The sequence below is a fragment of the Brenneria tiliae genome (genome assembly GCF_023347575.1).
Classification (GTDB): Bacteria; Pseudomonadota; Gammaproteobacteria; order Enterobacterales; family Enterobacteriaceae; genus Brenneria; species Brenneria corticis.
This window is the reverse complement of the sequence record NZ_JAKPCB010000103.1, coordinates 345933-358500: the sequence shown is the minus strand read 5'-3', so window position 1 is coordinate 358500 and position 12568 is coordinate 345933. Positions and strand designations below refer to the sequence as shown.

General features: G+C 59.4%; 11 protein-coding genes. 2 read left to right on the top strand and 9 right to left on the bottom strand.

Going from position 1 to position 12568, the window contains the following annotated elements; translation table 11 throughout:
* Positions 1-7 precede the first annotated feature (7 nt).
* The 5 genes from MFP24_RS22450 to MFP24_RS22430 form a co-directional block, all read right to left on the bottom strand.
* Positions 8-238, bottom strand: coding sequence for a FeoA family protein (locus MFP24_RS22450; protein ID WP_249232447.1), 231 nt, complete (start codon positions 236-238; stop codon positions 8-10).
* 13 nt (positions 239-251) lie between these two features.
* Positions 252-497 carry a FeoA family protein gene (locus MFP24_RS22445; RefSeq protein WP_249232448.1) on the bottom strand — a complete coding sequence of 82 codons (246 nt, stop codon included), beginning with the start codon at positions 495-497 and terminating at the stop codon, positions 252-254.
* 239 nt (positions 498-736) lie between these two features.
* Positions 737-2752 carry a carboxy terminal-processing peptidase gene (gene prc, locus MFP24_RS22440; protein WP_249232449.1) on the bottom strand — a complete coding sequence of 672 codons (2016 nt, stop codon included), beginning with the start codon at positions 2750-2752 and terminating at the stop codon, positions 737-739.
* A 19-nt stretch (positions 2753-2771) separates the two neighbouring features.
* Positions 2772-3509: an RNA chaperone ProQ gene (proQ, locus tag MFP24_RS22435; RefSeq protein WP_249232450.1), complete on the bottom strand. Its 738-nt coding sequence runs from the start codon at positions 3507-3509 to the stop codon at positions 2772-2774.
* An 84-nt stretch (positions 3510-3593) separates the two neighbouring features.
* Positions 3594-4100, bottom strand: coding sequence for a free L-methionine (R)-S-oxide reductase MsrC (locus MFP24_RS22430; RefSeq protein ID WP_249232451.1), 507 nt, complete (start codon positions 4098-4100; stop codon positions 3594-3596).
* Between the two features lie 288 nt (positions 4101-4388).
* Between MFP24_RS22430 and yebS the strand changes: the two genes are divergently transcribed.
* Entirely contained in the window at positions 4389-5675 is a 1287-nt protein-coding gene (yebS, locus tag MFP24_RS22425) for a membrane integrity lipid transport subunit YebS (RefSeq protein WP_283164129.1), read from the top strand.
* A complete protein-coding gene (locus tag MFP24_RS22420; RefSeq protein WP_249232452.1) occupies positions 5656-8280 on the top strand; it encodes a PqiB family protein in 2625 nt (874 codons plus the stop codon). The genes yebS and MFP24_RS22420 overlap by 20 nt, the downstream gene beginning before the upstream one ends.
* Before the next feature lie 424 nt (positions 8281-8704).
* Here MFP24_RS22420 and MFP24_RS22415 read toward each other — a convergent pair whose 3' ends face one another.
* From MFP24_RS22415 to MFP24_RS22400, 4 genes are read right to left on the bottom strand one after another with little or no spacing between them, the layout of a single operon-like run.
* Positions 8705-9520 carry an ABC transporter permease gene (locus MFP24_RS22415; RefSeq protein WP_249232453.1) on the bottom strand — a complete coding sequence of 272 codons (816 nt, stop codon included), beginning with the start codon at positions 9518-9520 and terminating at the stop codon, positions 8705-8707.
* Entirely contained in the window at positions 9510-10391 is an 882-nt protein-coding gene (locus tag MFP24_RS22410) for an ABC transporter permease (protein ID WP_249232454.1), read from the bottom strand. The genes MFP24_RS22415 and MFP24_RS22410 overlap by 11 nt, the downstream gene beginning before the upstream one ends.
* A complete protein-coding gene (locus MFP24_RS22405) occupies positions 10391-11482 on the bottom strand; it encodes an ABC transporter ATP-binding protein (RefSeq protein WP_249232455.1) in 1092 nt (363 codons plus the stop codon). The genes MFP24_RS22410 and MFP24_RS22405 overlap by 1 nt, the downstream gene beginning before the upstream one ends.
* Positions 11479-12567, bottom strand: coding sequence for an ABC transporter substrate-binding protein (locus MFP24_RS22400; RefSeq protein ID WP_249232456.1), 1089 nt, complete (start codon positions 12565-12567; stop codon positions 11479-11481). The genes MFP24_RS22405 and MFP24_RS22400 overlap by 4 nt, the downstream gene beginning before the upstream one ends.
* Position 12568 lies beyond the last annotated feature (1 nt).

Below are 12568 nucleotides of genomic sequence, written 5' to 3'. Positions count from 1 at the left end.
TATTGATTCAGCATTTTTCGAGAATAAGTATTTGCGCTTCGCCCTTACGCACGCTGATTGCCGCGCCGCGCAAGCGCAATTCGATCGGGTCGCCCAACGGAGCAATGCGCGATACGGCGAACTCCACGCCGGGAGTCACGCCCAATGCCAGCAAGCGCTTGCGATAATCGGGCGAGCCTTTTTGAAAGCCAATAACGCGCCATTTGGTCGCGACCGTTAATTCATCCAGAGACATCATCACTCACCTTCTGTTAGTGCGCCTGCTGTGGGGAAACCCACACCTGTTTTCCCATATCCCAATTAATGGCGATGCGTCCGTCGCCGGCGGCCAGCATCAGCGGCTGATTTTCTTCCCGCTGAATAACGCGCACGTTACCGCCCACGCGGATGCCCAACTCGGTCAGGCGCTGCTGGCTTTCCCCGCTCAGCCGAATACGCGCGACCACGGCGTTGGCGTTAAGAGGAATATCCAGTAATGTTTGCAGTAGTAACGCCATTTATATTTCCTTTGCTTCTATAAAATAAAATTAAAATCAAATAATTATATTTAATATCGTCATCCGGCACCGGGGGTGAATATGACTAATAATTATTTTCAATCATATTCCCGACCCGATATGCGCCCTTGACTCATATCAAGCAAAGTAAAAAAAATGGCCCGTCCCTTTGGGACAGGCCATCGATAGCTGGATTTGCGACCTCCCCGGCGAAGGGGAGGCGTTGGGGTGGAGTCAGGTCAGCGTTTTTCCTGCTGCGCCAGATCCTGGGCGATATGCACCGTTTCGTCCAGATAGGGATCGGGACCCTGATAGTCTTTCGGCAAATCTTCCAGCGACTTCAGCGGCTTCTTGCCTTCTCTGGCCAGCCGGTCGTTAATCCGGTTCAGACGCATCGCTTCGTCGTCGTCGTTCTCTTTCTCGCGCTGGGCAAGATTGAGCGATACTATATTACGTTTATCTTTCAACGCGTTATAGCGAGCGATATCCTCGGCGATATATTGAAACTCCGGATCCTTGGCAATGCGCTGCTGATGAAGCTCATTCAGCGTGCCGATAAGCGGCTTCAGGTCGCCGCTTTTGGCGTAGCTGGCCGCTTTTATGCTATCCCACGGCAGCGCGTTGTCCTCGAATTTCTCGCCGGTGTCCACCGTTTCGGTTCCGGTCGGCATCATCACGTCAGGCGTTACCCCCTTCATCTGGGTGCTGCCGCCATCGATGCGATAAAACTTCTGGATGGTGTACTGAACGGAGCCCAATGCCGGCCAGTCGGGGCGCAGCATCTGATCGTAAATACGATTCAGGGAGCGGTACTGCTGTACGGTGCCTTTACCAAAGGTAGGCTCGCCGACAATCAGCGCCCGGCCGTAATCCTGCATCGCCGCGGCAAAGATTTCCGACGCCGAGGCGCTGAAACGGTCTACCAGCACCACCAGCGGTCCTTTGTAGTACAGGGTGCCGTCAGTGTCGCTGTCTTCGCGGATTTTGCCGTTATTATCGCGGATCTGCACCACCGGTCCGCTGGGGATAAACAGGCCGGACAGCGCTACCGCTTCGGTCAGCGCGCCGCCGCCGTTGCTGCGCAGGTCGATGACCACGCTGCTGACGTGCTGTTTTTCCAGCTTCTGCAACTGTACTTTCACGTCATCCGTCAGCCCGACGTAGAATCCCGGAATATCCAGCACGCCGACTTTCGCCTGGCCGACGTTTTTCACCGACATCTTGACCGCCCGGTCTTCCAGACGGATGCGCTCGCGCGTCAGCGTAACGATACGGGTTTTGGTGCCCTTGCCCGCCGGCAGAATTTCCAGCCGCACCTTGCTGCCTTTCGGTCCTTTAATCAGCGCCACCACGTCATCCAGCCGCCAGCCGATGACATCCACCATCGGTTTTCCATTCTGACCGACGCCGACGACGCGATCGCCCACCGTGATGTTTTTGCTTTTCGCCGCCGGGCCGCCGGGCACCATGGAATTAATCACGGTGTAGTCGTCATCCATCTGCAATACCGCGCCAATCCCTTCGAGCGACAGGCTCATTTCGGTATTGAACTGTTCGGTATTTCTTGGCGACAGATAGCTGGTATGCGGATCGATTTCCCGCGCGAAGGCGTTCATGATCAGTTGGAAGACATCTTCGCTGTTGCTCTGCGCCAGACGGCGAATGGCAAACTGATAGCGCTTGGTCAGCGTTTCCTTGATGTCCTTATCTTCTTTACCGGTCAGCTTCAGGGTCAGCCAGTCATATTTGACTTTGGCATCCCACAGGCGGTTCAGCTCGCCGGTATTTTGCGGCCAGGGCGCCTTGTCGCGCTCCAGCTCGAAGGTGTCGTTGCCGGTCAGATCCACCGGCTTGTCCAGTACCGACAACGCATACTGAAAACGCTCAAAACGCCGTTTCTGCGCCAGATTATACAGCGCATAGGGAAGATCCAGCCGGCCGGACTTCAGTTCGTCGCCCAGCTTCGTTTTCTTATCGGCAAACTGCGCGACGTCGGAGGCCAGCAGCACGTTATGGCTGTAGTCCAGCATATTGAGATAGCGGGTAAAAATCTTCTCGGAGAACTGCTCATCCAGCATAAACTGGCGATAGTGCGAGCGCAGAAAACGCGACGCGACCCTGTCGCTCACCGTGGCATGCTGAGGCTCCTGATGCAGCTGAGGAATCTGTTCAACACGCGTAATATTCTCATTGGCAAAACTCGCGCCCGCCAGCAGTAGTCCTGCGATGGCGGTCATTCTGGCTAATTTGTTCATGCCCAGGTTGGCCTCCGTATCAGAACTGCAAATGTTCTGCGCGTACAATCATCGCCATTCCCGAAGCCAGCTGAACCCTGACTTCGCCTTTGGCAATCTCAAGCACAGTGGCATCCATGGCGTCTCTGCCAGCTCTGACTTTGATTTCCTGACCGATTTGCAGTTTGGTGACGTCCGTAACCGCGACCCGCTGCTGCTGAGGCTCGTTGCCGGCGGGTTTTGCCTGACGGGACTGCGCGCTGGCGGCTTGCTGAGTGGAGGACGGCGACTGGCGGGAAGACGGCTGGCGAGGTTTACGCGGCGAGGCGTTCGCGGCGTCACGCTCGCGGCGCGGCGCATTTTTTCCGTTTGCCGGACGAGTACGCGCGGGGTCGGCCTTTTCTCCGGCTTCACGTTTCTTCGCCTGTTGCTCGGCGCGCTGGGCCTGAACCCTGGCTTTCGCTTCTTCCAGCTGTTTACGGGCATGGTCGACGTGCTGCTGTTCCAGCTCCCCGCAGGGATTGCCGTCCAGATCCACACGCTGTACGCCCAGTTTCACACCGTACAGATAACGCCAGCTAGAGGTGTAGAGCCTCAATGCGGAACGCAATTGCGTTTTGCTAAGGTTATCCGTTTCAGATACGCGCTCTACAAGATCTTGAAAAATACCGATCTTTAACGGACGTGTTTCACCTTCGGCGGTGAAACAAAGCGGGAACCGCTCTGCCAAAAGGGCAATGACTTCTTTGCTACTGTTCAACTTAGGTTGATTTTCCATGAAATTTCCTGATTACAACGGGTTTGCCAACCGGCGCAGGCATGAACAGGCGTCATTATAATGACGCCATCGGCAAATGCTACGTTATCCTTGCCTCAACGAGGGAGAATTGATAAAAGTCAGCACATCGCTCTCTGCCAGTTGCGTACAAAGTGCCGTCACCACAGCCTTAAGCCCTTCCTCATCGTCTGCGTCAAACCGTTGATAAACAGTGCTATCAATATCTAAAACGCCGATCGGACGGCCGCTAACCGTCAACGGCAGTACAATTTCGGCGTTACTGGCGGCGTCACAGGCAATATGGCCGGGAAACGCATGTACGTCGCCGACGCGTTGAATCCGGTTTTCTGCGATCGCCCGACCGCATACGCCTTTACCCAGCGGAATACGCACGCAGGCGACCCGCCCCTGAAACGGCCCCAGAAACAGCGAGTCCCGTTCCAGCAGGTAAAATCCGGCCCAGTTAACTTCAGCCAAACGTTCAAACAGTAACGCACTGCTATTCGCCAGGATGGTGATAAAACGATTTTCGCCCGCAATCAGCGCGGATAAATCGCCGATCAGGTCGCTATAAAATTGTTGTTTGCTCATAAAATACTATTCTATCTTTTTGAATCTACCCAGCCATATGCATGCACCGCAATAGCCATATATGAGGATCCGCTACAGCATGCCACAAGATTTCTTCATTAGCGCGCAGAATCATTCTCTTTAAATAGCGGGACCGCGCATATCGTGCTATTTGTCATTTAATCCTGTCGCATACCAAGTGTAGTCCCGTTTTGCCTGACGCCGCATCCCGTTATGCGCCATGGTTCTGCTACCGTGGTGACCGGCACCTGATATACTAGAAGGCGAGTCAATCCGACAGCAGGGAATATGAAAATAGTCAACATAATGAGCCCTGCGCCATTCCCGTCGGCCAGGCCGCCCTATGCCGACGGCGCCGACATGCCCGCCGGGAAAGCGCTGCGCTATCACCGCTGTCCCGAGTGCGATGCCTGTTTCACGTTGCCGATCGTTAAACGCAATCAGACGGCAAACTGCCCGCGCTGCAACGCCAGAGTCAGTTCCGGGCGCGACTGGTCCATCTCCCGGCTGGCGGCCATGGCCGTCGCCATGCTGGTGCTGATGCCGTTCGCCTATACCGAACCGTTGATCAGTATCCGCCTGCTGGGCGTCTCCATTAACGCCAGCCTGTTTGAAGGCATCTGGCAAATGACGCGCCAGGGGCATCCGATAACCGCCAGCATGGTGGCTTTCTGCACCGTCGGCGCGCCGCTGACGCTGGTGTTTTCGCTGCTGTATCTGTTTTTTGCGCCGCGCATCGGCATGAATCTGCGCCCGATTCTGCTAATGCTGGGGAAGCTGAAAGAGTGGATGATGCTGGATATTTATCTGGTCGGCATGGCGGTGGCCGCCATCAAGGTGCGGGAGTTCGCCGACGTGCAGCCCGGCGGCGGCCTGATTGCCTATCTGGTGTTAATGACGCTGAGCGTACTGACCATCATCCACCTGAATACCGATCAGCTATGGCAGCGGTTTTATCCCCGTCTGCGGCCGATTATCTCGCCGCAACGCTACCGGATATGCCTCGCCTGCCATTTTACCAGCGCGCCCGATAACCGGGGACGCTGCCCGCGCTGCCATGTGCCGCTACGCCCGCGGCGCAGACACAGCCTGCAAAAATCCTGGGCGGCGCTGATCGCCTCCGTGGTCCTACTGCTGCCGGCCAACCTGCTGCCGATCTCCATTATTTACGTCAACGGCGTGCGTACCGAAGACACCATTTTCTCCGGTATTTTGTCGTTGGGCTCGGGCAATATTCCTGTGGCGCTGGTGGTGTTTATCGCCAGCATTCTGGTGCCGTTTACTAAAGTGATTGTGCTGTGCGGCTTGCTGTTAAGTATTCATCTGCGCATTGAGGACGGCCTCTCCGCCCGGATGAAGATGCTGCGCATGATGCGCTGGATCGGCCGTTGGTCGATGCTGGACCTGTTTGTCATAGCGCTGACGATGTCGCTGGTCAACCGCGATCAATTACTCGCTTTTACCATGGGGCCCGCGGCGTTCTATTTCGGCGCCGCGGTGATTCTAACGATTCTGGCCGTTGAATGGCTGGATAGCCGACTGATGTGGGATAACGATGCAAGACAAAACACCTGAGACACCAACCGCGGCCACGGTGAAAAACAAACGCCGCCTGTCGCCGTTTTGGCTGCTGCCGTTGATTGCCCTGCTGATCGCCGGCTGGCTGGTGTACACCAATCAACAGGAGCGCGGCACCACCGTCACCATTGATTTCATCTCCGCCGACGGCATCGTCGCCGGCCGTACGCCGGTACGCTACCAGGGGGTCGAAGTCGGCACCGTGCAGGACATTAAGCTCAGCGACGATTTACGCACCATCCAGGTCGAGGCCAGCATAAAAAACGATATGCAAGAGGCGTTGCGCAGCGGCACCCAGTTCTGGCTGGTAACCCCGAAAGCGTCGCTGGCCGGCGTTTCCGGCCTGGACGCGCTGGTGGGCGGCAACTATATCGGTATGATGCCCGGCGAAGGCGAACCGCAGGACCATTTCTCCGCGCTGGATACCCAGCCCAAATACCGGGTCAATACCGGCGAACTGCTGATCCATCTGCACGCCGATGATTTAGGCTCGCTCAGTAACGGCTCGCTGGTCTATTACCGCAAACTCCCGGTGGGCAAAATCTACGACTACACCGTCTCGCCGGACCACCATGGCGTGATGATCGACGTGCTGATCGAACGGCGCTTTACCCATCTGGTCAAGAAGAACAGCCGCTTCTGGAACGTCTCCGGCCTTAACGCCGACGTCGGCTTCAGCGGCGCCAAAATCGAAATGGAAAATCTGGCGGCGCTGGTCAACGGCGCCGTGGCGTTTGACTCCCCCGACGACGGCGAAAAGGCCGGCGCGGAGCAATCCTATCGTCTCTACCCCAATCTGGCGCAAAGCCAGCGCGGGGTGGTGATCACGCTCGACCTGCCGTCCGGCGATAATCTGACGGCGGGCAGTACGCCGCTGATGTATCAGGGGCTGGAAGTGGGAACGCTGGAGAAGATAACCCTTATCCCCAACGGCGATAAAGTCAAAGGCGAGCTGATTATCGACCCGGCGGTGATCGCGTTAATGCGTGAAGGGACGCGTATCGAGCTGAGCAAACCGCGCCTGTCATTCAGCGATCTGAATATTCCCCGCCTGCTAAGCGGTCCGACGCTGACGCTGATCCCCGGCGAGGGCGAGCCGCGCCACCACTTCACCGTGGCGGACGGCGGCCCGCAACAGCCCGGCGCCCTGTCGATCCAGCTTAACGCCGCGCAAAGCTACGGTATCGATAGCGGACAGCCGGTGTTGCTGCACGGCGTGCAGATCGGTCAGGTGGTCAAGCGCTCGCTGGACGAAAAAGGCGTCGGCTTTGTGCTGGCGATAGAGCCGCAGTACCGGCAGTTGCTGCATAGCGACAGCAAATTCGTCGCCAACAGCCGTCTGGACGTCAAACTGGGGCTGGACGGCATTCAAATGCAGGGGGCCAGCGCGCAGGAGTGGATCAGCGGCGGCGTCCAGGTGTTGCCCGGCGGCAAAGGGGAGGTGCTGCAACGTTATCCGCTCTACAGCGACCTCGAAAAGGCGCAGGAAGGCGTTCGCGGCGCCGCCCCCTCTCCGACATTGACGCTGGTGACCGATAGTCTGCCCGATATCCAGGACGGCTCCATCGTGCTGTACCGCAAGTTTCAGGTCGGCGAAATCATGCACGTGCGCCCGAAAGCGGATTATTTCGAGGTGGACGTCTATATTCGCCCGGAACACCGCAAATTGCTGACGGATAACAGCGTCTTCTGGGCCGAAGGCGGCGCCCGCATCCAGTTAAACACCTCCGGGCTGACCGTGCAGGCATCGCCGCTTAACCGCGCCCTCAGGGGCGCCATCAGCTTTGACAATCTGGCGGGCGCGCCGGAAATCAAAGGCGGCAGGCGGGTGCTTTACGGCACGGAAACCGCCGCGCGCGCCGTCGGCAGCCGCATTACTCTGCGAACCTTCGACGCCGGCAAACTGGCGCCGGGCATGCCGATCCGCTATCTGGGAATCGATATCGGCCAGCTTGAATCGCTGAAGCTGGCGGAGCGGCGCAATGAAGTGTTGGTGCAGGCGGTGCTTTATCCCGAATACGTAAGCGGCTTCGCCCGCGCCGGAACGCGCTTTTCGGTGGTGACGCCGGAGATTTCAGCGGCGGGGGTCAATCATCTGGAAACCCTGTTCCAGCCCTATATCAACGTCGAACCCGGCGGCGGCGGGGTTACCCGCAGTTTTGAGCTGCAGCAGGCTTCCATTTCGGACTCCCGCTATCAGGATGGATTAAACATCAGCGTGGACGCGCCGGAAGCGGGTACGTTACAGGTGGGCACGCCGGTGCTGTTCCGCGGGATTGAAGTGGGCACCGTGACCGGGCTGTCGCTGGGCGTTTTGTCCGACCGCATCTCCGTCGCCCTGCGCATCAGTAAACGCTACCAGCATCTGGTGAGAAACAACTCGGTATTCTGGCTGGCGTCCGGCTATAACCTGGAGTTCGGCCTTACCGGCGGAGTGATAAAAAGCGGCACCTTCCAGCAGTTTATCCGCGGCGGCATCGCCTTCGCCACCCCGGCCGCCACCCCGCTCTCCCCGCGGGCGCAGGAAGGAAAACATTTCCTGTTGCATAACGAAGAGCCGAAAGAGTGGCGGCAATGGGGCACGGCGATCCCCGCCAACTAAATCCCCTCCCCCTGCGAAGGGCTGTCTCTTAGTCACATATACTGTTAACGGTATATGTGAGTTCAGCGCTATTTCGTGCGCGAAAAGAAAGGGATTTTTATGCCACGTCGAAGCACGCGCCCGACGCAGGGCGCTCAGTCGCCGCAGCCCTGCGAACCCTGGCTATCGGCTGAAATTATGCCGCTTCGCGGTGCCTTCGGAATCGGAGGTCTCCTGTCGAACCGCCATTGACGCGCTCCCGCCGCGGCACTGGCTTTCGCCGCGTCCGTGCGGCTCATTCGGGAGACCTCCCATTCCTCAGCATAATTTTTTACGCCGACGAAAAGCAAAAAACAAAGAACCAAGAATGAACCCAAGACCAGAATACACATGGTCTCTAGAGGTTCCTTGGATTTGTGTATAAGAGACAGAGCAAAGGGGGAGATTACAACACCTTGGTCAAACCGATACTCTTTTCAATCACCACCAGGGTAATTATCGCGACGAAAATAAATATCACCGAAATGGCGTTGACCGCGGGATCGAAGGTCTGGTCGATATAATTGAAAATCCTGACCGGCATGGTGACCGTCTGCGGCGCGGTGAGAAACAGGCTGACCGACACCTCGCCAAACGAGGTCACGGCGGCGAACACGGCCCCCGCCACCATGCCGGGTTTGATCAAGGGCAGCGTAACGTGCCAAAAGGTATACAGCCGCCCCGCCCCGAGACTCATCGACGCGTCTTCCAGACGGCGATCCATGGAGGCCAGGCTGACGCTGGCCGTGCGTACCGTATAGGGCAGCGCGACGATAACGTGCCCCACCGCCAGCCCGGCAATCGTGCCCGCCATGCCCGCCGCGGTGAGCACATAGAGCAGCGCGATGCCCAGCACCACCTGCGGGATCATCAGCGGCGAAAGGATAAAAGCCTGCAAGGCGTCGCGAAACCTGAATTGCAGCCGCGCCAGCGCATAGGCCGCGCCGGTTCCCAGCAGCACGGTGACCGGCGTGACGATCAACAGCAGCATAACGCTGGCGCTAAGCGCCTCTCCCCAGCCGGGATTTTCCGCCAGGGCGTAGAACCAGCGCAGCGAAAATCCCCGCGGCGGAAATTGCGGATAGGCGTCGGGACTGAACGCCGACAGGGCGATAACCAGCACCGGCAGCGCCATAAACAGATAAATAATCACCGCCGTCGCCCCCGCCAGCAGGGTGAGCCAGCGGCCGTGCGCGGCGGCGCGCCTATTGTTAGTGACCATAGGTTTTTCTTTCCCAGCGTTTCAGTATTCCCCCGGCTAAAAACGCCACCAGCAGCGTGGCGAACAGCAGGGTCAGCGACAGCGCGGCGGCCAGCGGCAGATTGGCGATCTGCAACGCCTGCTGGTAGATGGCGATCGGCAGCAGCGGCTGTAAACGTCCGCCAATCAGCAGCGGCGTGATGTAGCTGCCGGCCGCCAGCGCAAAGACGATGATAAAGCCGGTCAGCATGCCCGGAATCGTCAGCGGCAGGACAATGCGCCGAAAGGTTTCAATCCGCCCCGCGCCAAGGCTCATCGACGCCAGTTTGAGATTGGGGGCGATCTCATTGAGCGAGGTGACCAGCGGCAAGACGGCGAACGGCAGCATCACCTGCACGTAGGCGATGATCACCGCGGGCATATTCCACAGCAGCGCCAGCGGCCGGGGAACGACGCCCGCGGACACCAGCAGATCGTTGATCAATCCGTTCTGGGCCAGCAGCACAATCCAGGCAAAGGTGCGGATCACCACGCTGGTCAGCAGGGGCGAAACCAGCACCACATACAGCAGGGTGCGCCATCCCCGGCCGCGCACCGACACCAGCAGCCACGCCGCCGGATAGGCCAGCAACAGGCACAGCAGCGCGGTAAAGACCGCAACCCACAGGGTGGTCCATAAGGCGTGCAGGTAGTCGGGCGAGGTGAATACGATCAGGTACTGCGACAGACCGTAGCCGGGCAGCGGTTCGAGCAGGCTGTCGACGTTGCCGAGGCTCTGCACCGCCAGCAGCGCCAGCGGGGCCAGCAGAAACAGCAGCAGGAAGATCAGCGCCGGCGTCAGTAACGCCCAGGAGAATCGCCCGGCGTCGCGGGAGTATGACCTTACGCTCATCACGCCTCCGCCGCATTGGGCAAGGCGATCACGTCATCGCTGCGCCAGCTCAGGGTAAACGGCGTGCCCGGCGCGGGGATGGCGTCGAACTGCCCGTCGGCGCTATGCGCCAGCAGCTCGCCGCCGCCGGGCAGTGCCAGCCGCAGCCGCATAACGGCGCCGGTATAGCTGGCCTCCCGCAGGATGGCCGGCGTCTGATTGACCGCTTCCGCCGACGGTTCCGTCGTTATCCGGATACGCTCGGGGCGCAGCATCAGTCCGGACGGCGCATCGGCCGGAGTCTGCTTGACCCGCAGACGCAGCGGCCGATCGGCGGCGGAAAAATGCCGCTGCGCCGCAAAGTCGCCCTCGCCGCCCGCCGCATGCACGTCAAAAAGATTCGCCTGACCGATAAACTCGGCGACGAACCGGTTGGCGGGTTGCCGGTACAGCGCCAGCGGCGTGCCCACCTGTTGCAGGCGTCCCTGGCCGAGAATGCCGATGCGATCGGAAAGCGCCAGCGCCTCTTCCTGATCGTGAGTGACCAGAATGGTGGTGATGCCCACGCGCCGCTGCAAGGCGCGCAGTTCATCCTGCATCTCTTTACGCAGTTTGGCGTCGAGATTCGACAAGGGCTCATCCAGCAACAGCACCTGCGGTTCGATAGCGAGCGCGCGGGCGATCGCCACCCGCTGCTGCTGACCGCCGGAAAGCTGATGGGGCATGCGTCCGCCGAGGGCTTCGAGCCTGACCAGTTCCAAAACCTGTTTCACCCGGTCGGCGATAGCCTTGCGCGGCAGCTTTTTCACCTTCAGGCCGTACGCCACGTTATCAAACACCGACAGGTGCGGAAACAGCGCGTAGTTCTGAAACACCATCCCGATGGCGCGCTGATACGGCGGCAGCGGCGTAATATCCCGGCCGCCGAGCAGCACCGCCCCGCGGCTGGGGGCGAGAAAACCGGCGATAATATTCAACAGGGTGGTTTTGCCGCAGCCGCTGGGGCCGAGAAGGGAGAAAAATTCCCCCTGCTCAATCTGCAGGCTCACGCCGTCCAGCGCCACGTGCTCGGCGAAACGGCGTTCAATATCCTCGAGATACAACCAACTCATTGCCCTCCTCCGAGCGCCTTGCTCCAGCGGGCGGTCCACTCCGCCAGCTTCGGCGTCGCCGTGGCGTAGTCGATCCAGATCAGCTGGTTATAGGCTTCCTCCCCCACCTGCACCTGGCTCTTCAGGCTATCGCTGTATTGCACCTCTTTGTTGGTCATGCCGTAGAGCGATTTGTCGGAGAAGGCTTTTTGCACCTCGGCGCCGGAGAGGTAATTCACCAGCTTATAGGCGTTGGCCAGATTGGGCGCGCCTTTGGGGATCGCCCAGTTCGCCGCCCCCACCACCGGACCGTCCGACGGATACACAAAGTCGATTTTCAGCCCCTGCTGTTTCAGGGCGAAAACGCGGCCGTCCCAGTAGGGCACCACCCAGGCATCGCCGCGCTCCAGCAGCGTCTGAATGGCGCCGGGACTATCCGGGAAAGCCACCGCCTGGCCTTTCAGTTCGGCCAGCTTGGCGAACGCTTTATCCACGTCGGCGCCGTTTTCCAGCTTGCCGCCGAGGGCGTGCACCAGTCCGGCGAAAAATTGCAGCCCGGCGGCGTAGGTGGGCGAGGAGATGGCGACGTGGCCTTTATAGGCCGGGTCCCACAGATCCAGCCAGCTTTTCGGCGCATGCGGCACCAGATCGCTGCGGTACGCCAGCCCCAACTGGCCGAGGCTGAAAGCGGCGGCGTAGGTTTTGCCCTCGCTGACGAAGCGCTGCTGCACCGAGGCGTACAGCTTGTCCAGATTGGCGATATGCCGCGCGTCCAGCGGCTGCAGCAGACCGGCGGCTATCGCCCGCTGAATGGTATCGGGCTGAAACACCACGATATCGTACGGGGCGCGGCGGCCTTTGGCGGCGCGCAGTTTGGCGAACCACTCGGCATCCGCCCCGGCCACCACGGTGACTTTGATATTGTTTTCCTGCGCGAACCGATCGAGTCCGGCGCTGCGGATATTCTTTTCCCAGTCGCCGCCATACACCCCGATCACCACGCTGTCGGTCGGCGCCGGGGCGTCGTCGGACGCCGCCTGGCCGGCAAACGACGCCAGGCCGATGGCAAGGGAAAGCAGTAACCGTTTAAAGGGCAGTTTACGCATA